At 66.1% G+C, this 21,325-nt stretch carries 24 protein-coding genes; 13 read left to right on the forward strand and 11 right to left on the reverse strand.

What is annotated here, in order from left to right:
* Positions 1–117: 117 nt before the first annotated feature.
* The 8 genes from ACFOMF_RS06955 to ACFOMF_RS06990 are packed head-to-tail and all read left to right on the forward strand — an operon-like array spanning position 118 to position 6,879.
* On the forward strand, positions 118–612 hold the full coding sequence (locus ACFOMF_RS06955) for a Na+/H+ antiporter subunit E (RefSeq protein ID WP_386362798.1): 495 nt from the start codon (positions 118–120) through the stop codon (positions 610–612).
* A complete protein-coding gene (locus ACFOMF_RS06960) occupies positions 609–860 on the forward strand; it encodes a monovalent cation/H+ antiporter complex subunit F (protein ID WP_386362801.1) in 252 nt (83 codons plus the stop codon). Before ACFOMF_RS06955 ends, ACFOMF_RS06960 begins: the two co-directional genes overlap by 4 nt.
* The gene (locus ACFOMF_RS06965) at positions 853–1,146 is read left to right on the forward strand and encodes a cation:proton antiporter (RefSeq protein WP_386362804.1); all 294 of its coding nucleotides are present in this window, start codon (positions 853–855) and stop codon (positions 1,144–1,146) included. The genes ACFOMF_RS06960 and ACFOMF_RS06965 overlap by 8 nt, the downstream gene beginning before the upstream one ends.
* On the forward strand, positions 1,139–2,041 hold the full coding sequence (locus ACFOMF_RS06970; protein WP_386362807.1) for a Na(+)/H(+) antiporter subunit B: 903 nt from the start codon (positions 1,139–1,141) through the stop codon (positions 2,039–2,041). Before ACFOMF_RS06965 ends, ACFOMF_RS06970 begins: the two co-directional genes overlap by 8 nt.
* Positions 2,038–2,307, forward strand: coding sequence for an NADH-quinone oxidoreductase subunit K (locus ACFOMF_RS06975; RefSeq protein ID WP_386362810.1), 270 nt, complete (start codon positions 2,038–2,040; stop codon positions 2,305–2,307). The genes ACFOMF_RS06970 and ACFOMF_RS06975 overlap by 4 nt, the downstream gene beginning before the upstream one ends.
* On the forward strand, positions 2,304–3,728 hold the full coding sequence (locus ACFOMF_RS06980; RefSeq protein ID WP_386362813.1) for a complex I subunit 5 family protein: 1,425 nt from the start codon (positions 2,304–2,306) through the stop codon (positions 3,726–3,728). The genes ACFOMF_RS06975 and ACFOMF_RS06980 overlap by 4 nt, the downstream gene beginning before the upstream one ends.
* Positions 3,725–5,221, forward strand: coding sequence for a complex I subunit 5 family protein (locus ACFOMF_RS06985; RefSeq protein ID WP_386362816.1), 1,497 nt, complete (start codon positions 3,725–3,727; stop codon positions 5,219–5,221). Before ACFOMF_RS06980 ends, ACFOMF_RS06985 begins: the two co-directional genes overlap by 4 nt.
* Positions 5,218–6,879 (forward strand): proton-conducting transporter transmembrane domain-containing protein, encoded by a 1,662-nt coding sequence (locus tag ACFOMF_RS06990; RefSeq protein ID WP_386362819.1) that lies wholly within the window; start codon positions 5,218–5,220, stop codon positions 6,877–6,879. The genes ACFOMF_RS06985 and ACFOMF_RS06990 overlap by 4 nt, the downstream gene beginning before the upstream one ends.
* Before the next feature lie 6 nt (positions 6,880–6,885).
* On the opposite strand, the gene ACFOMF_RS06995 is transcribed toward ACFOMF_RS06990, so the two are convergent.
* The 10 genes from ACFOMF_RS06995 to ACFOMF_RS07040 form a co-directional block, all read right to left on the reverse strand.
* Positions 6,886–7,995, reverse strand: a complete 1,110-nt coding sequence (locus ACFOMF_RS06995) for a PQQ-dependent sugar dehydrogenase (RefSeq protein ID WP_386362822.1) — start codon at positions 7,993–7,995, stop codon at positions 6,886–6,888.
* Positions 7,992–8,435, reverse strand: coding sequence for a hypothetical protein (locus ACFOMF_RS07000; protein ID WP_386362825.1), 444 nt, complete (start codon positions 8,433–8,435; stop codon positions 7,992–7,994). The genes ACFOMF_RS06995 and ACFOMF_RS07000 overlap by 4 nt, the downstream gene beginning before the upstream one ends.
* 67 nt (positions 8,436–8,502) lie before the next feature.
* Positions 8,503–9,504: an ArsA family ATPase gene (locus tag ACFOMF_RS07005; RefSeq protein ID WP_386362827.1), complete on the reverse strand. Its 1,002-nt coding sequence runs from the start codon at positions 9,502–9,504 to the stop codon at positions 8,503–8,505.
* On the reverse strand, positions 9,495–9,761 hold the full coding sequence (locus ACFOMF_RS07010; RefSeq protein WP_386362829.1) for a cory-CC-star protein: 267 nt from the start codon (positions 9,759–9,761) through the stop codon (positions 9,495–9,497). The genes ACFOMF_RS07005 and ACFOMF_RS07010 overlap by 10 nt, the downstream gene beginning before the upstream one ends.
* Positions 9,758–11,440, reverse strand: a complete 1,683-nt coding sequence (locus ACFOMF_RS07015) for a carbon starvation CstA family protein (protein WP_386362832.1) — start codon at positions 11,438–11,440, stop codon at positions 9,758–9,760. The genes ACFOMF_RS07010 and ACFOMF_RS07015 overlap by 4 nt, the downstream gene beginning before the upstream one ends.
* Positions 11,441–11,672: 232 nt before the next feature.
* Entirely contained in the window at positions 11,673–12,155 is a 483-nt protein-coding gene (locus tag ACFOMF_RS07020) for a curlin (protein WP_386362835.1), read from the reverse strand.
* An 84-nt stretch (positions 12,156–12,239) separates the two neighbouring features.
* Positions 12,240–13,073: a CsgG/HfaB family protein gene (locus ACFOMF_RS07025; RefSeq protein WP_386363591.1), complete on the reverse strand. Its 834-nt coding sequence runs from the start codon at positions 13,071–13,073 to the stop codon at positions 12,240–12,242.
* A gap of 29 nt (positions 13,074–13,102) precedes the next feature.
* Entirely contained in the window at positions 13,103–13,507 is a 405-nt protein-coding gene (locus ACFOMF_RS07030; RefSeq protein ID WP_386362838.1) for a curli assembly protein CsgF, read from the reverse strand.
* A complete protein-coding gene (locus ACFOMF_RS07035) occupies positions 13,504–13,941 on the reverse strand; it encodes a CsgE family curli-type amyloid fiber assembly protein (protein ID WP_386362841.1) in 438 nt (145 codons plus the stop codon). Before ACFOMF_RS07035 ends, ACFOMF_RS07030 begins: the two co-directional genes overlap by 4 nt.
* Positions 13,929–14,510 (reverse strand): helix-turn-helix transcriptional regulator, encoded by a 582-nt coding sequence (locus ACFOMF_RS07040; protein WP_386363594.1) that lies wholly within the window; start codon positions 14,508–14,510, stop codon positions 13,929–13,931. Before ACFOMF_RS07040 ends, ACFOMF_RS07035 begins: the two co-directional genes overlap by 13 nt.
* A gap of 280 nt (positions 14,511–14,790) precedes the next feature.
* On the opposite strand from ACFOMF_RS07040, the gene ACFOMF_RS07045 reads away from it, so the two are divergent.
* From ACFOMF_RS07045 to ACFOMF_RS07060, 4 genes are all read left to right on the forward strand, one after another.
* Complete coding sequence (locus tag ACFOMF_RS07045) at positions 14,791–16,491, forward strand: OPT/YSL family transporter (RefSeq protein ID WP_386362844.1); 1,701 nt, start codon at positions 14,791–14,793, stop codon at positions 16,489–16,491.
* A gap of 60 nt (positions 16,492–16,551) precedes the next feature.
* Positions 16,552–17,604: an AI-2E family transporter gene (locus ACFOMF_RS07050; RefSeq protein WP_386362846.1), complete on the forward strand. Its 1,053-nt coding sequence runs from the start codon at positions 16,552–16,554 to the stop codon at positions 17,602–17,604.
* Between the two features lie 88 nt (positions 17,605–17,692).
* Entirely contained in the window at positions 17,693–18,019 is a 327-nt protein-coding gene (locus tag ACFOMF_RS07055; RefSeq protein ID WP_386362849.1) for a hypothetical protein, read from the forward strand.
* Positions 18,020–18,067: 48 nt separating this feature from the next.
* Positions 18,068–18,358 carry a hypothetical protein gene (locus tag ACFOMF_RS07060; protein ID WP_386362851.1) on the forward strand — a complete coding sequence of 97 codons (291 nt, stop codon included), beginning with the start codon at positions 18,068–18,070 and terminating at the stop codon, positions 18,356–18,358.
* Between the two features lie 89 nt (positions 18,359–18,447).
* Here ACFOMF_RS07060 and serA read toward each other — a convergent pair whose 3' ends face one another.
* Positions 18,448–19,677: a phosphoglycerate dehydrogenase gene (serA, locus tag ACFOMF_RS07065; protein WP_386362854.1), complete on the reverse strand. Its 1,230-nt coding sequence runs from the start codon at positions 19,675–19,677 to the stop codon at positions 18,448–18,450.
* 183 nt (positions 19,678–19,860) lie between these two features.
* Between serA and ACFOMF_RS07070 the strand changes: the two genes are divergently transcribed.
* A complete protein-coding gene (locus ACFOMF_RS07070; RefSeq protein ID WP_386362857.1) occupies positions 19,861–21,252 on the forward strand; it encodes an FAD-binding oxidoreductase in 1,392 nt (463 codons plus the stop codon).
* The last annotated feature ends 73 nt before the right edge of the window (positions 21,253–21,325 follow it).

Consider the following 21,325-nt stretch of genomic DNA (forward strand, 5'->3'; position numbering starts at 1 on the left):
GAGGCGGAAGCAGACTTTAGCAGCACCATGGCGGTCTCTACACTGACCTCGAGACTGCGCTTGGGGCGCAAACCAGGGGCCGGTCGAGGGACCAGGCCGGGGATAAGGATGACGAGTATGGGCAGAACACGGCTGCGCCGCGCGGTGCTCGATGCCGGGCATTGGCTGGTGCTCTACGCCGTCTTCTGGGCGCTGTTCACCGAAGGGCAGGGCTGGTTGTTCGGCATTCCCTGTGTCCTGCTGGCCTCCGGCCTCAGCCTCCGGCTTGGTTTGCGCCCGACCCGGCTCAAGCTCATCGTCTTGCCGGGATTCCTGATGTTTTTCATCCGGAGCATGGTCGAGGGTGCCTGGGACGTCGCCCGGCGTGCTCTGCACCCGCAGGTACCGCTCGCCCCCGCCTGGGTCGATTACCCGCTGAGGTGCGATTCGCCGAGCGTCCGGTTGCTGCTCCCGGCACTGGTTGGCCTGCTGCCAGGAACGCTGGTATCCGAAGCCGACGGCCGGGTGCTGCGTATCCACGTGCTCAACCTGCAGCAGCCCTGGGAGCCGGTGGTCGCCGAGCTGGAGCAGCGGCTGGCGGCGCTGTTGCGTGCCGGGGAGGCCCCCCGATGATGCTCTACGCCGGATTGTTGCTGATGACCATGGCTGTCGGGCTGTGGCGGGTGATGCGCGGTCCCGGTCGGGTCGACCGGCTGCTGGCCGTGCAGCTGTGCGGCACCAGCGGCACGGCGATCCTCCTGGTGCTGGCCCAGGCCCAGGAGCAGCGTGCCTTGCGTGACGTGGCAATGGTGCTGGCACTGCTTGCGGCAATGATCAGCGTCGGCCTGGTGCAACTGCTGCGGCGGCGTGGCCATGGATAGCCTGCTGAACGTGCTGAGCTGGCTGCTGCTGGCGGGCGGGCTGTTGTTTTTTGCCGCCGGCAGCCTTGGCCTGCTGCGCTTTCCCGATGTGCTGTGTCGTCTGCACGCGTTGACCAAGGCCGATACGCTGGGCCTTGGGCTGGTGGCTGCAGGCCTGGCGCTGAGGGCCGAGGGTTTGGCCGAAGTCGCTCAGCTGGTACTGATCTGGCTGCTGGTGCTTGCCTCCAGCGCTACCGCCTGCCAGTTGCTGGCGCGTCAGGCGCGGGAGGAACATCCCGATGACTGACTGGCTGCTCGACGGCGTGCTCGGCCTGCTGCTGCTGGGCCTGGCCGTCGGCTCGCTACAGGTGCGTAGTCTCTACGCCAGCGTGCTGCTGTTCGTCACCTTCGGGCTGGTCCTGGCGCTGGTCTGGGCACGCCTTGGCGCAGCCGACCTGGCCCTGGCTGAGGCGGCGATTGGCGCGGGCCTGACCGGCACCCTGTTGTTCGCCGCGCTGGCGCGGATCCCGCGCGAGACCGAGCGGGATACCCGGCGACAGCGGCTGGCGGCGGCCGTGGTGCTACTGCCGCTGGTCGTGCTGCTCGGCCAGTCGGTGTGGCCGCTGGCCGAGTTCGCCTCGCCATTGCCCGCTGCAGTGCAGGAGGCCCTGCCGGCGAGCGGGGTGGAGCATCCGGTCACTGCCGTGCTGCTCAACTACCGTGCCTGGGACACCCTGCTGGAGCTTGGCGTGCTGTTGCTGGCGCTGCTGGGCGCACGGCAGTTGGGCACGGGCGAACTGGATACCGAAAAGCCCTGGCCGTTATTGCAGGCCTGGAGTCGCAGCCTGGCGCCGTTGCTGGTGCTGGCTGGCGGCTATCTGTTGTGGCGCGGCAGCAGCTCGCCCGGCGGCGCGTTCCAGGCCGGCTCGCTGCTCGCCGCGGGAGTGGTGCTGCTGCGGCTTTCGGGGCTGTTGCCTGCTCTGCGCTGGTCCAGCCTGCCGTTGCGCCTGGCGGTACTGTCAGGGCTGCTGCTGTTCGTCCTGGTCGGTGCCGCCACGGCTTGGCTGGGGGATGGCTGGTTGACCTACCCCGCGGCCTGGGCCAAGCCGTTGATCATTGTCATCGAGGTGGCGGCAACCCTTTCCATCGCGGCCAGCCTGAGCCTGTTGGTAATCGGCGAGACCCGGGAGGCAGGCCCGTGATCGAATTCTATCTGCTGATTGGCGCGCTGTTGTGGGTGGTCGGCCTCTATGGCCTGCTCACCCGGCATCAGTCGCTGCGGCGGATCATCGCCATCAATCTGATGGGCAGCGGGGTCTTTCTTGTGATGATCGCCCTGGCCGCCCGGCATACCCCGACCGACCCGCTGCTGGTGGCACTGGTGGTCACCGGCCTGGTGGTGGCGGTGAGTGCCACGGCCCTGGCACTGCGCCTGGCGACTGCCAGCGAGCGGGAGGGCAAATCATGAACTGGGCCCTGCTGAGCCTTGCTGCGCCGCTGGTGGGCGGGTTGTTGGCAGTGTTGTTCCGCCGCCTGCGCGGCGGGCTCTGGGCATTCATCTATACGCTGTGCAGCCTGGTGGGCGCGGCGCTGGCCCTGGATGACGTGATGGTCCGGGGCAGTCAGACCCTGGCGCTGGGTGGCTGGGTCGAGCCGCTGCCGATTCGCTTTCTGCTCACCCCGTTGGCCGGACTGCTGCTGGTATTCACTGCCGGCCTGCATCTGCTGGTGGGGCTCTATGCCGCGCGCCGTGCGCACGCGGCCGGCAGTTCGGACTTCTGGTGCCTGGCCGCGCTGCTGCATGCCGCGCTGGCCGCGCTCTGGCTGTCGGCCGACCTGTTCAACCTCTACGTGACGCTGGAACTGCTCAGTCTCGCCGCGGTGGGGCTGGTCGCACTGGCCGGCAAGAAGGCCTATCGCCCGGCGTTGGATTACCTGCTGCTGTCGCTCGCCGGCTCGCTGGCCTACCTGTTCGGCGTGGCCCTGCTCTACGGCCGCTACGGAGTGCTCGACATCGCCCTGCTGGGTGCGCTGTCGGTGGACGACCTGCCGACGCGCACCGCGCTGCTGCTGATGACCCTGGGGCTGATGCTCAAGGCGGCGTTGTGGCCGCTGCACCTCTGGCTGCCGCCAGCCCATGCCGGAGCGCCCACGGCGGTCAGTGCGCTGCTGTCGGCGCTGGTGGTGAAGGGACCGCTGTTTATCCTCTGGACCCTCTGGGATGGGCTGGCACCGCTGGAGATGGCGCGACAGGCTGGTCCGCTGTTCGCGCTCGCCGGGGTCCTGGCGCTGATTTCCGGGGGGTGGTCGGCGCTGCGCGCGCCCATGCTCAAGTCGCTGGTGGCCTATTCCACGGTGGCCCAGCTGGGCTATGCGCTACTGGCGCTGGGGCTGCTGCTGCGCTGGCAGGAGCCGCGCATGGTGGCGGCGCTCTGGCTGTTCGTGCTGGCCCATGGGCTGGCCAAGGTGTCGATGTTCCTGGCTGCCGGTGAGCTGCAGGACGCCCTCGGCAGCCGCCGTGTGCAGGCGTTGCGCGGTGCCAGCCAGACGGCGCCGGTGGCCATGTTCGCCTTTGCCGTGGCGGGCGGCAGCCTGATCGGACTGCCGCCGAGTGGCGGGTTTCTGGCCAAGTGGCTGCTGTTGCAACCGCTGCTCGACGAACCGCGTTATTGGCCCTGGGCATTCGGCGTGCTGCTCGGCACCCTTGTCTCGGCGGCCTACGTGTTTCGCGTGGTCGCGCTCGGCTTCGACCGGGCGCAGGCGGTACCCGATCCGGTGGCCGTGGACCGCCTGGGGCAGTGGCTGGCAATGCTGCCGGCCCTGCTGGTCTGGAGCCTGGCGTTGATCAGCGAATCCCTGCTGCCCTGGCTGGAGGGGATGGCGCAATGAACTGGACGACCTGGCTACCGCTGCTGATCGTGCTCAGCTCGCTGATCCCGGGGCTGATCATCTTTTCCCTGCGAGAAGATCAGCCACGCCTGCGGGTGACCCTGAACATGGTGGGCGTGGTGATCAAGCTGGTCATGGTCGGGGCCATGCTGGCGGGGGTCGCCGACGGCCTGGTGTTTCGCTTCGCGGTGCCCTTTCTGCCGGGGGCGCCGCTGGTGCTGCAGGCCGATGCCCTGTCGCTGCTGTTCGTCGCGCTGTCCTCGCTGCTCTGGCTGGCCACCACCATCTACGCCATCGGCTACATGGAAGGCGCGCCGTTACGTTCGCGCTTCTTCGGCTACTTCAGTCTCTGCGTCAGTGCCACGGTAGGGCTGGCGCTGGCCGGCAACCTGGTCACCTTTCTGCTGTTCTACGAACTCCTGACCCTGGCCACCTTCCCCCTGGTGGTCCACCGGGGAACGCCAGAATCCTTGCGTGCCGGCCGGATCTACCTGGCCTATACCGTGGGTGGCGGCACCCTGGTGCTGATGGGCGTCGCGCTGTTGCATACCATTGGCGGCAGCCCCGATTTCCAGCCCGGTGGCTACCTTGCGGCCTTCAGTGAGACGCACCGGCCTACCCTGAGCCTCGGCTTCGCCTTGTTGGTGCTTGGGCTGGGTGTCAAGGCAGCGCTGATTCCGCTGCATGGCTGGCTGCCCGAGGCAATGGTCGCGCCGGCTCCGGTCAGCGCCCTGCTGCATGCCGTGGCGGTGGTCAAGGCGGGTGCCTTCGGCATCGTGAGGGTGGTCTATGACGTCTATGGCGCGGAGGTCATGGGCGAGCTTAACCTAGCCACGCCGCTGTTGCTGCTGGCGGTGGCGACGGTGCTTTACGGCTCGTTGCGGGCCTTGCAGCAGATCGAGCTGAAAAAGCGCCTGGCCTATTCGACCATCAGCCAGGTGTCCTACATCGTACTTGGCGTGGCCTTGCTCGGTCCCCTGGCGGCGGTCGGCGGGCTGGTGCATCTCATCCACCAGGGGCTGATGAAGGTGACGCTGTTCTACTGCGCCGGCAATTTCGCCGAGACGCTGGGTGTACACAAGATCCGCGAAATGGACGGGATCGGCCGGCGGATGCCGCTGAGCATGGCCGCCTTCACCATTGGCGCGCTGGGCATGATCGGGGTACCGCCGATCGCCGGGTTCGTCAGCAAGTGGTATCTGGGGGTCGGTGCGCTGGAAGTGGGGCAGGACTGGGTGCTGCTGGTGTTGATCGGTTCGGCGCTGCTCAACGCCGCCTACTTTCTGCCTCTGCTCTGGCGTGGCTGGTTTGCCGAGCCCGCTGATTGGCACCATGACCGCTGGGCCGGCGAGCGCCTGGAAACCCACTGGATGCTCCTGCTGCCGGCGCTGTTCACCGCGCTGCTGTCACTGCTGGTGGGGCTGCTGGCCGGTTCGGCGATCAGTCCGCTGGGCTGGAGCCAACTGATCGTCGAGCGGGAGTTCGACATATGAACGGCACCTGGCTGTGGTTGCTGGTGCCGCTGGCGCCCTTGCTTGGCTGCCTGGCCCTGGCGATCTGGCGCGAGCGGGCCATCGGCGGGCTCTGGCTCTGCTGTCTGCCCGCCCTGGCGGCGGCGCTCTGGCCGATGCCCGAGCTGTTCCTGCCCTGGATCTGGGAGGGCGTGCGGTGGGGCGGCGAGGATCCGCTCGGGCGTGCCTGGCTTGGTTTCAGCGCCCTGCTGTGGGGCTGCGCGGGGATCTTTGCCGTCAGCAGCATGGCCGGGCAGGCGCATCTGCTGCGCTTCTGGACCTGCTGGCTGCTGGCGCTTTCGGGCAATCTCTTGCTGATCATCGCGGCCGATGCCATGAGTTTCTATCTGGGCTTCAGCCTGATGAGCCTCTCCGCCTATGGGCTGATCGTGCACAACGGCGGCCCAGGACCGCGCCGCGCCGGGCGCCTGTATCTGCAACTGGCGATTCTTGGCGAGATGCTCCTGCTCGCCGGACTGCTGTTGCGCGCCCATGACGCCGGCGGCTCGTTCGACTTCTTCGGCTGGCAGGCGCTGCCGCTCGATGGCCTGACGCTGGCGCTGCTGATGATCGGGCTGGGCCTGAAAGCCGGTTTCTGGCCGCTTCACGTCTGGCTGCCGCAGGCCCACCCCGCCGCCCCGGCGCCTGCCAGCGCGGTGCTCTCGGGGGCGATGATCAAGGCCGGTGTGCTGGGGCTCTGGCGCTGCCTGCCGGAAACCGACCCCCTGCTCGAGTCGCTGTCGGGCCCCTTATTGCTGATGGGCATGTTCGGTGCCTTCTATGGCGCCCTGCTCGGGCTGTGCAACCCCAGGAGCAAAGCGGTGCTGGCCTACTCTTCGGTCAGCCAGATGGGCTGGTTCGTGATGATCCTGGCGCTGATCTGGCGCCACCCCGATCAGCTGGGCGTGCTTGCCGCGGTGCTGATGCTGTTCGGCGTACACCATGGCCTGGCCAAGGGGGCGTTGTTCCTGGCCGCTGGCATGAGCCACGAGTCGCGCTTGCCCTGGTACGCCTGGCTGCTGCTGGCGATGCCCGCGCTGGCGCTGGCGGGGCTGCCACTGAGCAGTGGCGGGGTGGCCAAGGAAGCGTTGAAGGAAGCCTGGTACGGCGGCGAATTCGCCCTCTGGATTCCGATTCTGGGGATCGCCAGCGTCGGTACCGCGCTTCTGGTGCTGCGCGCCCTGTGGCTGATGTACCAGGATCAGCCCCCGGCACCGGGGCGGCGACCCCCGCTGGCGCAGTGGGCCCCCTGGGCGCTGCTCAGCCTGTTGCCACTGGCGATGCCCTGGCTGTGGCCGGCACTGCGTACGCCGATGATGGAACATCTGGCTCCAGCCGATTTCTGGGGGCTGCTCTGGCCCCTGTTGCTGGGGCTCGCCCTGGCGGTGCTGGTCATCCGGCGTGGCTGGCGGGTGCCTCCACGCCTCGCGCAGCTGCCGCAACCGGCGCTGCGGCTGTCGCTGGGGACGCGCTGGCTGGTGCTGCATCCGCCGCTGGCCGAGCTGCAGCCGCAACCCGACCGGCAGCGCTGGCGTCGTCGCGAGCGGGCCTGGAACAGGCTTTGGCGCGGTAATGCACTGAACCTGAGCATCTGGTTGATCGCCCTGCTGCTGTGGCTGGGCTGGGCCTGGCGCTTCTGAGCCGGCTCAGGGGCCGGCCGGCACGACCCGCAGCAAGCGGCCTTCGGCACCGTCGGTGAGCAGGTAGAGCGCACCTTCGGGGCCAACCCGCACATCGCGGATGCGCGCGTCGAGCTCCTTGAATAGCGACTGCTGCTCCACCAGCGTGCCGTTCGTCAGCCGCACCCGTCGGACCTCGCGGCCGACCAGCGCAGCGTTGAACAGGTCGCCCTGCCACTGGGGAAACAGCTCGCCGCGATAGACTGCCAGGGCGCTGGGCGCCAGCGAGGGCGACCAGTGCAGCAATGGGGCGGTCATGCCCGGCAACTGCCGGAACGGACTGATCTGCGCGCCGGTGTAGTCGATGCCGAAGGTCGCCAGCGGCCAGCCATAGTTGCGTCCGGATTCGATCAGGTTGAGCTCGTCGCCGCCACGGGGGCCGTGCTCGTTGGTATATAGACGCCCTGTCTCGGGGTCGTAGGCGATGCCCTGCACGTTGCGGTGGCCGCTGCTGAAGATCGCCGGCTCGACGCCGGGCTGGTCCCGGAAGGGATTATCCGGCGGCACCTCGCCGTCGCGGGTCAGGCGCACCAGTTTGCCCAGATGATTGCCGAGATTCTGTGCCTGTTCGCGGTAGTCGAAACCATCGCCCAGCGTCAGCACCAGGGTATCGTCGGGCAGGAACACCAGGCGGCCGCCAAAGTGCGACCCACCTCGCTTGGCCGGCTGGGCGCTGAACAGGACCTGCAGATCCTCCAGCCGGTCGTCGACCAGGCGGGCGCGAGCCAGGCGGGTATTGTTGGCCTCGGCATCACCGTAGGCATAGGTCAGGTAGATCAGCCCGTTGTCGGCGAAGTCCGGGTCGATGGCCACCTCCATCAGTCCGGTCTGGACATCCACATAGCCTTCCGGCACACCGGTCACGGGTGCCTCGCGCAGCCGACCATCGGCCTCCAGCTGGCGCAACTGGCCGCCGCGCTCGGTGACGAGCATGCGACCATCGGGAAGGAACGCCAGTGACCAGGGGTAGCTCAACCCTTCGGTAAGGGTCTCGATGCGGTAGTTGTCGGCGCTGGCAGCGTCAGCGGCAAGCAAGGTGGCCAGCAGCAGGGCGGGCAGGGAAGTCAGGCGATTCATGAGCGGGGCCGCATCAGGGTGGCGAACAGCAGCGCACCGAAGGCACCGCTGAGGATCATCGCCGCGCTGCCCACCGCGGTGCGGGTTGCGGCGATCAGGGTCGGCATGGGAGCCACCGCATTGGCCACCTGGAAGGCCACCAGCAGGCCGACGCCTCCGGCGAAGAAGTAAAGTGGCAAGCGCCACTGAGGCAGCAGCCTTGCCAGCAACGCGGCCATCGGCAGGGCCAGCAGCAGGGTGAGGCTGACAATGGCGGCATAGGCCGGGGTAAAGCCGAGCAGGTCCTGGCCGGTGGCACGCAGGCGTACCAAGACGCCAATGTCGGCACCCAGCGCCTGCAATGCGGCCAGGTTGAACTGGGTCTGGATGATCGTTCCCAGCACCACGGCAAAGGCCACGGCGACAAGGTAGATCGGGATCACACGCAATCTGGGGTTCATCGAAGGGTTCCGTTAGACGATCACCGGATTATGCACGCGGCACCGCCAGTGCCAATCCTCCCTTGGCCTAGCCTCCCCAGGGCTGGCGCAGCCGTTCTGCGAAGGCATCCAGCGCCGCCTCGCCCACCACGTCTCCGGCCAGCAGGGGAAGTTGTTGCAGCGCAAGCGTCGGCAGGGCCTCTCGCAGGGTGGTCAGATGCTGCTCCTCGACCGCGTGACGCTCGGCCAGGAAGGCGCCGGCATCGGCGGGTGAACGCTTGTTGACTACCAATCCGGCAACGTCGATGCCGCTTCGTTCAAGCTTCTGTTGCAGTTCGATGGTTTCCAGTACCGGCAGACGTTCGGCAGCGAGCACCGCGACAAAGGCGCAGCGGCGGCTGTCGCCAATGATTTCGCGGAGCAGGGCGAAGCGCTCACGGCGTCGATCGAGAATCTGCCGTACCCGCTGTTCACGGGTCTGCTCGCCCTCGCCGCGGTCCCCGCCGATCAGTGACTCGCCCAGGCTGTCGTCCTGGCCGAAGTTGCGCAGGATGGCGCCGAATCGCGACTGGCGCTCGTGCCGCTGAAGCAGGCCCTCGGTCCAGGCCGCCATCATTTCCGGTAGCGCCATCAGCCGGGCGGTGTGACCCGAGGGCGCGGTGTCGAAAACCACCAGATCATACTCATGCAATCCGTCGATCAGCGTCTCGGCAATGCGTTCGAGCAGGGCTGCCTCGTGCATCCCCGGCGCGTCTCGCGACAGCGCCATGTGCTTGTCCACCTCGCCGGCCAGGTGCGCTGGCATCAGCTTGCGCAAGGCCGCGCCGACCTCGTCCAGATGCTGCTGGACGGTAAGCTCGGGATCCAGTTCAAGGCCATCGAGGCCGGCGGCCAGGCGCACGCGCTGGGGGCCCACCTGACGGTCCCAGAGGTGGCCGAGATTGTGCGCGGGATCGGTGGAAACCAGCAGCACCCGGCGCCCGGCACGAGCCTGGGAGAGGGCGGTGACGGCGGCCAGGGTGGTCTTGCCGACCCCGCCCTTGCCGCCGAAAAACAGTACCTGGTGCTGTTCTGCGAGTGTCAGCAACATCCGATGTGATCCAGTGGCGAGTGTTCCATGCCCATCCGCCGATGCCAGTCATGGAAGCGCTCGTAGAGTTCGGGCATCAGCTCCAGGGTGTACCAGGCCGCGGGGTTGGGCACGCCCAGCGACTCGGCGAACACCAGGAGCATGAACAGGTCCTCTTCGTCGCGCCTGGCACGGGCGAAAGTGCGCCGATAGGGGGCCACGTAAAACTCGCGCAGTCCATCGGACAGCCGCTCGAAGAGCGGCTTGGGCTCGGTCACGGCAGTGGCTCTTCGGTGGTGGCGTCAACCGACGGGTCACGGCCGCGACGCATGGCGCCCACCGCCTCGTAGGTCACCCAGAGCGCAGCGATCAGGATGATCACGTCCAGCACCAGCAGGAACCAGTTCTCGTCCCGGTAGAACTGGCCCATCTGCACCAGCAGCGCCAGGATCGACATGCTCAGCAGGAAGATCAGCGGCACGATGGTGTAGATCGCCGGGCGGCCCTTCTTGATCAGGATCACCGTGATGATCGACAGGGTCAGGCCCGCCAGCAGCTGGTTGGTGGTGCCGAACAGCGGCCAGATCAGCATGCCGCCGGTGCCGTCGGCACCCGCGCCGAAGGCCAGCGCCATGCACACCGCCACGGCAATGAGCGTGCCGACCAGGGTGCCCGGACGCATGCCCACCAGTTCACCGGCTTCCTGGATGACGAAGCGCTGCAGGCGCAAGCCGGTGTCCATGGTGGTGCCGGCGAACAGAATGGCCATGGTCGCCAGGACCGTGGCGCCCAAGTCGGCCGGCAGACCCAGGCCGTTGGCCAGCAACGTGCCACCGCCGGAGACGAAGGCGTTCACACCGCCGGCACCGAAGCGGGTGTAGACCTCCTGCCAGTCCACCAGGGTGGCGAAGCCGGCGGTGCAGCAGATGATCGCTGCCAGCGCCAGCATGCCTTCGCCGACGGCGCCGAAGTAACCGACGAAGCGGGCGTCGGTTTCCTTGTCCAGCTGTTTGGAGGTGGTTCCGGAGGCCACCAGGCCATGGAACCCGGAGATGGCGCCGCAGGCGATGGTGACGAACAGCAAGGGCACCAGGCTCGGACTGCCCTCGGGCACGTCGGTGTTGAACGCCGGAGCGACGATCTCCGGCGCGCCGAACAGGACCGCCAGATACAGCAGGCCGAGGCCGACGAAGAGTTGCATGCCATTGATGTAGTCACGCGGCTGCAGTAGCACCCACACCGGCAGCAGCGAGGCGATGGCAGCGTAGACGAACAACAGCAGGATCCAGAACGCGCGCGCCGACAGGCCCAGCACGGTTTCCGGCAACACGATGGGGACCTGGTTGCCGAGCAGGATCAGCAGGTAGAGCACGATCACTCCGCCCACCGAAGGCCAGAGCAGGCTCATCTTGTAGCGGTAGAACAGTTGGCCGATCACCAGGGCGACGATGATTGCGCCCCATACCGGAATCACCGACGTGGGTGTTGAGATCAGGAGGCTGGAGATCACGGCGGCGAAGGCACCGTTGACCATCAGCAGCACCAGGAAGATCACCACCAGGAACAGGCTGCGCCCGCGATGCCCGATCAGCCTGCCGCTGAGCATGCCGATCGACTGACCACGGTTGCGTGCACTGGCCCAGAGCGCACCGAAGTCATGTACGCCGGCGAAGAAGATGGTGCCGAAGATGACCCAGAGAAAGGCCGGGCCCCAGCCCCAGATCACCGCGATGGCGGGGCCGACGATGGGCGCGGCGCCTGCCACCGAGGTGAAGTGGTGACCCCAGAGGACGAAACGGTTGGTCGGCACGTAGTCGACGCCGTCGCGCATGGTGTGGGCGGGGGTTCGGTAGTTGGGATCGAGCTGGTAGATCTTTTCGGCGATGAACTTGGAGTAGAACACGTAGCCGAGCGACATCGCGATCAGTCCGACCAGCATCAACAGGATCGAGCTCATAGGGTGATTCCTCGAACGGCGGCCGCAGCCTTGGCAAGGCATGACTGCGGGCGGGTGCATCCCTGGGTATTGTGATTGTTATCCCGTGGTGTCACGCGTTCCGGCGTGAACCGCAGCGGTAGACCGGTAGCCGTGGCAGCCGGTTCCGCATGCCCAAGCGTAGCCTAATCGCGCCTCAAGCGAAGACGAAAGGCGTTCGCCGTCTTGAAGCAGAGAGCGCCCGACGCGGCGGCTAGTAACCCTGGATGACGTGCAGGCTCTGGCCGTCGCCGCGCTGGATGATCGCGCTGCTCAGCTGATCGCCGTTCTGCTCGATGCTGGCGTCATTGCCGGTGCCTTGCTGGACGATGCCGGCCTGGTTGCCACGGCCGGCCTGGATGATGGCCGCGTGATTACCGTAGCCCTGTTGCTCGATGATCGCCAGATGGTCGCTGCCCTGTTGCAGGATGAAGGCTTCGTGATCGCTACCCAGCTGGACGATATTGCCGAGCAGGCCCTGTCCGCGCTGCTCGATGATGGCGCGGTTACCGTCGCCTTCCTGATCGATCCGTGCCTGCTGGCCATCGGGCAGCGACACCACCCACTCGGCTGGAAACTCGCCACTGAGATTCACCGGGCCGTCCATCAGGTCCGCATTGTCGAGCAGGTCGGCAGCGTTGGCCTGGGTAGCGAGAGCGGTCAGCAGGGTGGCGATGAGAAGGGTCGGGCGATTCATGGCGGCGTCCTCGCGGGGGTGTTCCGCTTACGACAAGCAGACCGGCGCGATGATCACCTCATCGGACGAAACAGTCACCTTGGACTATTTCACCACCGGCGCCTTGCTCAGGTACTTGCCCAGCGAGGTCTGATCCAACGCCTGGCCATCGGCGATTCGCCACAGGTTGCGCTCCACGCCCTGGGCCACCAGATGCGCCACCGCGGCCTCGATTGCCGAGAGTACGCACAGCTGGGCGGGCTCGTTGGTGGTGTAGCCCGCTTCCAGTTCGAGCAGGTCCTGATAGGCGACGAAACGGAACACGCTGGCGCTGCGGGCCACCGAGTAGATGGTCTTGCTGGTCATCACGTTGGCCAGCACCTGGCTGGTGCGCACGTCGACCGCGCGCAGATTCACGGTGACCTGGTCGACCCGGTATTCGTGGCTGGCGCCGATGCCAAGATAGCGGGCACCTTCGCCGCCGGTGCGGACGTTGCTGTCGTAGCCGACGATGTTGCCTTCGAGCAGCAGATTGGCCGCCAGCAGCCCCGGCAGCTCGTCCTGGATATTCTCGGCGACCTCCGGCTTGTTCTGCGCGGCGCGGATGATCTTGCGCTCGGTGAGCAGGTTGTGCAGCCCTTCGCGCTCGAGCACGACGAACCAGCCGCTGGCCTGCAGGGCGTCCACCAGCATGCTGGCGGCACCCTGGGTCACCGCGGTGGAGAACGAGCTGGCCGGGCCTGGCTTGTACTGTCCGCTCTGGTCGCGAAAGCCGTACACCGCGGCGATCAACCGGCCGCTGGGGCGGGGCAGGTCGAGGAGGTCCTGATAGGTGGAAGTGCGCGGTGTCAGGGTTGGCATGTCGCGCTGCTGCGCGGGCATGGGTTCGCGCAATGCGCAACCGGCCGTGAGCATCACCGCAAGGGCTACGCAGGGCATCCTTAGCATGATTCTTGTCGTTCCTGGTTTCAGAAGCCCTGGCCGAGGCCATCGATGACGATCTGGGATCGCTCGCCGGTCAGCCGGTCAGTGATGTCGACGGTGAGGAAGCCATCGCTGTCGAGGATGTTGATGACGAAGGCGTCTGTGGTCAGCGAGCCGGCATTGCCATCGCTGATGTTCGAGAGCAACTGCGACAGCAGGCGCGATTCGAGCTGGCTGGTGAAGCGCTCCAGCGCCGACTGATTGCGCAGCAGCGAGCGCGCGTTGGGGTTTTCGTGATCGTTCTGCGCCTGGGCATTGCCCAGCAGCCAGCCGCCGTTGAGCGGGTTGCCGCCAAACGACGGGTTGACCGGCTGGTAGACCAGTTCGCTGGCGTGGAGCGTGCCGGCCAGGCAGAGCCCCGCCAGCATCAGGGGCATCGAGCGCGTCATAGTTCGTCCCTTTCCAGGTCGTGGGTGTCTTGCAGCAGGGCCTGCAGGCGGAGGCGACTCAGCTCTTCCAAAACCTGCGTCACCGCCGGCCGGGCGATCTCCTCGATCTGTGAGACGTTGGGCTGGAGAAAACGCCGATAGAGGATCTGGTTGCCATATTCGACCCAGACGAGGCTGCCCCAACGGGCCGAGGGCCGCTCGCGCACCACCAGATGGAAAGTCATGCCGCTCAGATCCTGCAGGCCCATGCTCAGCTGGCGATGGAATTCGTAGCCGAACCGGCTGATGGTGTTGTCGATCACCAGGCCGGAAAGCTCGGCTTCCAGGCTGGCGCCGGTGTCTTCGTGCAGTTGCGCTTCCAGTGCCACCTGTTCGCTGGCCGCCAGCGGCCCGGCGAGCACCAGGCCGAGGAGGAGCGGCGTCAGGCGTTGCAAGGCTCTGGCCAGTCGAGGTGGTTACGCAGCAGGAAGGCGGCTTCGGCGCGGTTGGAAGCGCCGATCTTGCGCAGCAGGTTGTGCACGTGGCTCTTGATGGTGTGCGGGCTGAGGTTCAGCTGGGCAGCGATCTCGGCGTTAGACAGCCCCTTGCTGGCAAGGCTGAGAATCTCGCGCTCGCGCAGGGTGAGACTTGCCTTGTTCGCCGAGACCTGCCGCATCTGTCGCAGTTGGCCCAGCAGGCGCTCCATCAGCGGGCGCGGCAGCCAGTCGCCGCCTTCGAGCAGGACCTGGATGCCGGCCAGCAGTTGTTCACGGGTGGCGTTGCTGTAGAACACGCCGTTGATGATCGGATGCTTGTCCACCAGCCATTCGGCCTCGCCTTCGGCAATGTTCACCAGGGCGATGGGGGTCTGCTCACCACATTGGGTGATGAATTCCGAGAGTGCCTCGGCTGGCGCGTAGCCGGCATCGAGCAGCCACAGCTGGCTGGCCGGCGGTGGTGAATCGAGCCGGGCGATGGAGAGCTGGTGAAAGCCGTGTTCGCCGAGAAAGTGCTTGAAGAACAGCCCCAGTAGTTCATTACCGGTGAGCAAGGTGATATGGGAGGGGGAGTTTTCCGGGAGCTTCGCGTTCGCGTCCATGACTCAGCGCCTTCTAGGTGGTTGTCGCTCGGGATTGTGTCGACTACAAGCGACCCGAAGGTTCCGTATTAGTTCCTCTCATGGGCCGTCCATCCGAGGAGCGGTCGGTTGATGCCTACGTTGCCGGGAGGCTCTGGAACGGCCCTCTCGACTTCCTGTGCAGAGCGTCTAAGGTTCTCCGAACGCTTGTCAGAAATCGGTGCCCATGACGCCTTCCCGCGAGCTGACCCTGCGTGCCCTGCTGACCGGGCTAGTGCTCGGTGCCCTGCTGACTCCGGCGAATCTCTATGCGGGGCTGAAGATCGGCTGGTCCTTCAATATGTCGATCATCGCCCTGCTGGTGGGCTACACGCTCTGGCAGAGCCTGTCCGGCGCCTTCGGCCTGCCACGCTGGGCAATCCACGAGAGCAATATCACCCAGACCAGCGCCTCTTCGGCTGCCTCGATCATCTCCGGCGGGCTGGTGGCACCCATCCCGGCCTACACTCTGCTGACCGGCGAGCAACTGCCGCTGCCGGCGCTGGTGGCCTGGGTGTTCTCGGTGAGTTTTCTCGGAGTGTGGGTGGCCTGGTATCTGCGGCGCGGGCTGGTGGTCGACGACGGGCTGCGTTTTCCCGAAGGCATGGCCACCCTGGAAACACTGCAGCAGATCTATGGTCATGGCCGCGAAGCGCTGCAGCGGCTGCGGGTGCTGGCTGGTGCGGCGATGCTTGCGGCGCTGGCCAAGGGGCTGGACATCCTTCTGGCATTGCCGCGCTGGGCGCCCACTCCTGCGCTGGAGCGGCTGACCTTCAATCTGGAGCCGTCACTCTTGCTGGTGGGGTTCGGCGGCATCATCGGCCTGCGGGTCGGCTTGTCGCTGGTGCTTGGTGCCGCCCTGGCCTGGGGTCTGCTGGCCCCCTGGGTAATCGACCAAGGCTGGGTGACCCTGGCGGCCGACGCACGGGGCCCGCAGTTTGCAGTGCTGATCGAGTGGCTGCTGTGGCCCGGCGTGAGCCTGATGGTCTGCGCCACTCTCACCAGTCTGGCGATTCGGCTGGCTCGCCTGCAGCGCGTCAGGCCCGCCTCCGGCGGGGCGCCTGCAGCGATGGGATGGCCCTGGCTGGGGCTGCTGGGGCTGGGCCTGGCCGGTACGCTGGTGGTGCTGCTGCAAGTCATGCTGTTCGGCATCTCGCCCCTGCTGGCGCTGCTGTCGATCCCGCTGGCAGTGCTGCTGGCGATGGTCGCCGCGCGGGTGGTCGGCGCTACCGGCATACCGCCGATCGGCGCCGTCGGCCAGGTGTCTCAGTTGTCATTTGGCGTACTGGCACCCGGTCAGGTGCCGATCAACCTGATGGCGGCGAATACCGCCGGCGGCGCTGCGGGGCAGTGCGCCGATCTGCTCAATGACTTCAAGGTGGGCCATGCCATCGGTGCGTCACCGTCGCGCCAGTTGCTGGCCCAGTGCCTGGGCATCGCGGTCGGCAGCCTGGTCGGGGCGCTGGCCTACCGCGCTCTGATCCCCGATCCACAGGCAATGCTGATCACCGCCGAGTGGCCGGCCCCAGCGGTGGCGACCTGGCGCGCCGTGGCCGAAGCGCTGACCCTCGGGCTCGATGCGCTGGCCCCTGAGATCCGCTGGGCAATGCTGGCCGGTGGCTTGGCCGGGCTGCTGCTCGGTGCGCTGGAGGCGCTGCTGCCGTTGCGCGGGCTGCGCTGGCTGCCAAGCTCGGCGGCACTGGGGCTGGCCTTCATCATTCCTGCCTCGATTTCCCTGACGATGGCCTTTGGCGCAGGGCTCGCCTGGCTGTTCGCCGCACGTTGGCGCAGCCTGGCCGAACGCTTCGTGATTGTCGCTGCCGCCGGGCTGGTGGCCGGCGAGAGCATGACCGGAGTGGCCGCCGCGCTCTGGCAATTGCTGCGCTGACGGGCTGAATTTAGCGCCGCTGCGTCAGTCGTAACCGCATAGAGCTGACGGGAGGCGTGGATGGCGGGGCCACAATCGAACAAGGGTGCAGCGGTCCGCGCGCTGTCACAGACGGCGGTGGTTGCCGCTGTGGTCGTCTTCTGCCTGTTTGTCTGGGTGGCGTTCGATTTTCTGCTGATCCTCTTCGCCTCCATCCTGTTCGGGGTGTTTTTCCATGGTGTCAGCGGCTGGGTCAGCGAGAAGACGCCGATCCCGCGCAAGCTTGCCCTGGCGGGATTTATCGTCATCCTGGTGGCGATCGGTGGGTTGTTCGGCATGCTGGTCGCGCCAGGGATATCCGATCAGATCGACGCCCTGTCGCGAACACTTCCCGAGGCGGTGGAGCGTTTGCGCGATCGGCTCGATGACTCGGAGTGGTTCAACCGCCTGATGGAGCACCGTGACCGCCTCGAGGACGCCATGCCTGACGGCGGTGTCGGCCTTGGAGTCGTGGCCTCGGTGACCGCTTCGATCATCGGTGCGCTGACCGGCTTTTTCATCGCGCTGGTGGTGGGCATCTGCCTGGCTATCTCGCCGGGCCTGTATCAGGGAGGTTTCCTGCGGCTGGTCCCGCTGAGCTACCGTGACCGTGCCCGTGAGGTGATGAACGAAACCGGCGGGACCCTCAAGTCCTGGCTGATCGCCAAGCTGTTCGAAATGATCCTGATCGGGGTGCTGACCACGCTCGGCCTCTGGCTGCTGGGCATCGAGCTGGCGCTGGTGCTCGGGCTGATCGCGGGCCTGTTGTCGTTCATTCCCAATATCGGGCCGGTCATCGCGGTAATACCGGCCCTGTTGCTGGCCTCGCTGGAGGGTGGGCGGACCATGCTCTACGTGGCCGGCCTCTATCTGCTGGTGCAGTCGATCGAAAGTTATGGCCTCACGCCCTGGCTGCAAAAACGCATCGTCTCGGTGCCGCCGGCGATCACCGTGATCGTCCAGCTGCTGTTCGGCCTGTTCGCCGGGACCCTCGGATTGCTACTGGCGACCCCGCTTGCCGCCGTCGCGATGGTGATGACGCGAATGCTCTACGTCGAGGATGTGCTCGGCGACCACGGTGAGGGCGAGCGCTGAGCCACGAAACAATTTGCATCTGCAGAAGGGAAACCCTTGTCGGGGAGAGCTGCCCAAACAGGACACCCCAAGAGACAGGAGAACGACAATGCAGATGAAGACGCTTGCAGCCCTGATGTTCACGGGAATTCTTTCCACCAGCGCCTTTGCCGCTGGCGGCGGTACCGGTGGTACGACTGGCGCCGGCACCCCGGCAGGTGGTGGGGCAGAGACCGGCACCATGGGCACCGGCATGGGCACCGGTACCGAAGGCACCGGCACCTACGAGACGGAGTCCGACTACGGCACCGACAACGGCACCGAGACCGGCCCTGGCGCGGCTGACCGTGCTGGACCCGCCAGCCCTGCAGGAACTCCCGGGGGTACGCCCGGCACCACTCCTGGCGGTGGCGGTGGCGGTGCAGGAGGCCGCTGATGAGCCGGATCTCCACCCGTCGCGTTATCTAGCGCCAGGAGAATTAGCATGAAGACGATGCGTCAATGGGTCGCAGCTGCCTTGGCCCTGGGCTTCAGCGCGGTGGTGCTGGCGGAGGCCAATCAGCCTGAGAAGGCCAGGACTGGCCCGCTGGACAATACCGAGCCGCGTCACGAAGCGGTGGAGCATGACCGTGACCCCCATTCGCCCCGGCGTGAAGGTGCCCCTGAACTGGGCGATCGAGAAGGCGAGGACTATCCGTCCAGCACCCTCGAGCCTGATCGGCCACCGGCACTGCCGGGTACGGGTGGCGGGCTGGGAGTGCCACAGTCCAACTAGCTTGGACATCACGAAAAAGGGAGACCTGCCGGTCTCCCTTGCTTTGCATGGCGCAGGTGCAACGCCTCGCCGTCGGCCAGCCTCAGGCGTCAGAACAATACACGGCTGCGGATGGTGCCGTGGACTTCCTGAAGCTTCTCGAAAGCGAGATCGGAATATTCGGCGTCGACGTCGATCACCACGTACCCCACCTTCTCGTTGGTCTGCAGGAACTGGCCGCAGATGTTGATGCCATTGTCGGCGAAGACCTTGTTGATCTCGCTCATCACACCCGGCACGTTGTGGTGGATGTGCAGCAGGCGGTGCTTGCCCGGGTGCGAGGGCAAGGCCACCTCGGGGAAGTTGACCGAGGACACCGAGGTGCCGTTGTCGCTGTACTTGACCAGCTTCTCTGCCACTTCCAGGCCGATGTTGGCCTGGGCTTCGGCGGTGGAGCCACCAATGTGCGGGGTGAGGATGACGCGGTCCAGGCCACGCAGCGGACTTTCGAACTCTTCGTCGTTGGACTTGGGCTCGACCGGGAAGACGTCGATGGCCGCGCCGATCAGGTGCTCGTCCTTGATCGCCTCGGCCAGGTGATCCAGCTCGACCACGGTGCCACGCGCCGCGTTGATCAGGATGCTGCCTTTCTTCATCGCGCGGATTTCCTTCTCGCCGATCATCCATTGGGTGGATGGCAGTTCGGGCACATGCAGCGAGACGATGTCGCACATGCCCAGCAGCTCGTACAGCGAGCCGACCTGGGTGGCATTGCCGATCGGCAGCTTGGTGACCACGTCATAGAAGTACACCTGCATGCCCAGGCCTTCGGCCAGAACCGAGAGTTGGGTGCCGATGGAGCCGTAGCCGATGATGCCCAGCTTCTTGCCGCGGATTTCGAAGGAATTGGCGGCTGACTTGATCCAGCCGCCGCGATGGCAGGACGCGTTCTTCTCCGGGATGCCGCGCAGCAGCAGAATTGCCTGGGCCAGCACCAGCTCGGCCACCGAGCGGGTGTTGGAGTAGGGCGCGTTGAATACCGCGATGCCGCGTTCGCGCGCAGCGTTCAGGTCGACCTGGTTGGTGCCGATGCAGAAGCAGCCGACAGCGATCAGCTTGTTCGCCGCGTCGAAGATCTCTTCGGTCAGTTGCGTGCGCGAGCGAATGCCGATGAAGTGGGCATCAGCGATCCGCTCCTTCAGTTCCTCGGCGGACAGCGCGCCCTTGAGGTATTCGATGTTGGTGTAGCCAGCGGCCTTCAGGGTGTCCACGGCATTCTGATGGACGCCTTCGAGAAGAAGGAACTTGATCTTGCTCTTGTCGAGAGAGGTCTTGCTCATCTGGGGGTCGAACCTTTTTTCCGAAGAAGAAACCGAGCGCCAGCAGTTGCTGGCCGAGCCACGCATGACAGCCGCCGCGGGGCATCCAAAGGGGGCTTATGCTAGCATACGCGCCCCGCGAATCACCCAGCCCCGAGCTGAAGGCTGCTCAGGGTGATCATGAACCTTATGAGAGTTTCCGTGATGATCGACTCCGTCCTGATCGACGAGCTGAAATCCCTGGTCGAGCCCGGCAAGGTGCTCCTCGACGCCGACTCGCTGAACGCCTACGGCAAGGACTGGACCAAGCAGTTCGCGCCGGCGCCCTCGGCGATCGTCTTCCCGAAAACCATCGGCGAAGTGCAGGCCATCGTACGTTGGGCCAATGAGCGGCGGGTCGCCCTGGTGCCTTCGGGCGGCCGTACCGGTCTGTCTGCCGCGGCGGTGGCGGCCAACGGTGAGGTGGTGGTCGCCTTCGACTACATGAGCCAGATTCTCGCCTTCAACGAATTCGACCGGACCGCGGTCTGCCAGCCAGGGGTGGTCACCGCGCAGCTGCAGCAGTTTGCCGAAGAGAAGGGGCTGTACTACCCGGTCGACTTCGCCTCGGCCGGCTCCAGCCAGATCGGCGGCAACATCGGCACCAACGCGGGTGGCATCAAAGTGATCCGCTACGGGATGACCCGCAACTGGGTGGCCGGGCTGAAGGTGGTCACCGGTACCGGAGAACTGCTGGAGCTGAACAAGGACCTGATCAAGAACGCCACCGGCTATGACCTGCGCCAGCTGTTCATTGGCGCCGAGGGCACCCTGGGCTTTGTCGTCGAGGCCACCATGCGCCTTGACCGCGCGCCGCAGAACCTCACCGCGATGGTGCTTGGCGCCGCCGAGCTGGACGCCATCATGCCGGTGCTGCATGCCTTCCAGAGCCGCATCGACCTGACCGCCTTCGAGTTCTTTTCCGACAAGGCGCTGGCCAAGGTCATGGCCCGTGGCGACGTGCCTGCGCCCTTTGAAAGCGAGTGCCCTTATTACGCGCTGCTGGAGTTCGAGGCCAGTACCGAGGAGGTGGCCAACGCCGCGCTGGAGACCTTCGAGCATTGTGTCGAGCAGGGCTGGGTGCTGGACGGGGTGATGAGCCAGAGCGAACAGCAGCTGCAGAACCTTTGGAAGCTGCGTGAGTACATCTCGGAGACCATCTCCCACTTCACGCCCTACAAGAACGACATTTCGGTGACCGTTTCCCAGGTGCCGCCCTTCCTCAAGGAGATCGACGCGCTGGTGGCCGAGCACTACCCGGACTTCGAGATCGTCTGGTTCGGCCACATCGGTGACGGCAACCTGCACCTGAACATCCTCAAGCCGGCCGAGATGGACACCGCCGAGTTCTTTGGCAAGTGCGCCACGGTCAACAAGTGGGTGTTCGAGATCGTCGCCAGGTACAACGGTTCGATCTCCGCCGAGCATGGCGTGGGCATGACCAAGCGTGACTATCTGGGCTACAGTCGCTCCGATGCCGAAATCGCTTACATGAAGGCGATCAAGGCCGTGTTCGACCCGAACGGCATCATGAACCCGGGCAAGATCTTCGTCTGACGCGGCGAGCTACAAGCAGGTTGCGGTGGCCGAAGGGGGCCGCACGCGCGTGACGCTCGAGGCTTGGGGTTTG

Origin of the sequence: Stutzerimonas tarimensis, assembly GCF_042648805.1 — a bacterium.
In the GTDB taxonomy this organism is placed as follows: domain Bacteria; phylum Pseudomonadota; class Gammaproteobacteria; order Pseudomonadales; family Pseudomonadaceae; genus Azomonas; species Azomonas tarimensis.

Bases quoted from the DNA above. Each gene is read 5' to 3' on its own strand.
- ACFOMF_RS06955 (WP_386362798.1), top strand. From the start codon at position 118: ATGGGCAGAACACGGCTGCGCCGCGCGGTGCTCGATGCCGGGCATTGG.
- ACFOMF_RS06960 (WP_386362801.1), top strand. From the start codon at position 609: ATGATGCTCTACGCCGGATTGTTGCTGATGACCATGGCTGTCGGGCTG.
- ACFOMF_RS06965 (WP_386362804.1), top strand. From the start codon at position 853: ATGGATAGCCTGCTGAACGTGCTGAGCTGGCTGCTGCTGGCGGGCGGG.
- ACFOMF_RS06970 (WP_386362807.1), top strand. From the start codon at position 1,139: ATGACTGACTGGCTGCTCGACGGCGTGCTCGGCCTGCTGCTGCTGGGC.
- ACFOMF_RS06980 (WP_386362813.1), top strand. From the start codon at position 2,304: ATGAACTGGGCCCTGCTGAGCCTTGCTGCGCCGCTGGTGGGCGGGTTG.
- ACFOMF_RS06985 (WP_386362816.1), top strand. From the start codon at position 3,725: ATGAACTGGACGACCTGGCTACCGCTGCTGATCGTGCTCAGCTCGCTG.
- ACFOMF_RS06990 (WP_386362819.1), top strand. From the start codon at position 5,218: ATGAACGGCACCTGGCTGTGGTTGCTGGTGCCGCTGGCGCCCTTGCTT.
- ACFOMF_RS06995 (WP_386362822.1), bottom strand. From the start codon at position 7,995: ATGAATCGCCTGACTTCCCTGCCCGCCCTGCTGCTGGCCACCTTGCTT.
- ACFOMF_RS07000 (WP_386362825.1), bottom strand. From the start codon at position 8,435: ATGAACCCCAGATTGCGTGTGATCCCGATCTACCTTGTCGCCGTGGCC.
- ACFOMF_RS07005 (WP_386362827.1), bottom strand. From the start codon at position 9,504: ATGTTGCTGACACTCGCAGAACAGCACCAGGTACTGTTTTTCGGCGGC.
- ACFOMF_RS07015 (WP_386362832.1), bottom strand. From the start codon at position 11,440: ATGAGCTCGATCCTGTTGATGCTGGTCGGACTGATCGCGATGTCGCTC.
- ACFOMF_RS07020 (WP_386362835.1), bottom strand. From the start codon at position 12,155: ATGAATCGCCCGACCCTTCTCATCGCCACCCTGCTGACCGCTCTCGCT.
- ACFOMF_RS07025 (WP_386363591.1), bottom strand. From the start codon at position 13,073: ATGCCCTGCGTAGCCCTTGCGGTGATGCTCACGGCCGGTTGCGCATTG.
- ACFOMF_RS07030 (WP_386362838.1), bottom strand. From the start codon at position 13,507: ATGACGCGCTCGATGCCCCTGATGCTGGCGGGGCTCTGCCTGGCCGGC.
- ACFOMF_RS07045 (WP_386362844.1), top strand. From the start codon at position 14,791: ATGACGCCTTCCCGCGAGCTGACCCTGCGTGCCCTGCTGACCGGGCTA.
- ACFOMF_RS07050 (WP_386362846.1), top strand. From the start codon at position 16,552: ATGGCGGGGCCACAATCGAACAAGGGTGCAGCGGTCCGCGCGCTGTCA.
- ACFOMF_RS07055 (WP_386362849.1), top strand. From the start codon at position 17,693: ATGCAGATGAAGACGCTTGCAGCCCTGATGTTCACGGGAATTCTTTCC.
- ACFOMF_RS07060 (WP_386362851.1), top strand. From the start codon at position 18,068: ATGAAGACGATGCGTCAATGGGTCGCAGCTGCCTTGGCCCTGGGCTTC.
- serA (WP_386362854.1), bottom strand. From the start codon at position 19,677: ATGAGCAAGACCTCTCTCGACAAGAGCAAGATCAAGTTCCTTCTTCTC.
- ACFOMF_RS07070 (WP_386362857.1), top strand. From the start codon at position 19,861: ATGATCGACTCCGTCCTGATCGACGAGCTGAAATCCCTGGTCGAGCCC.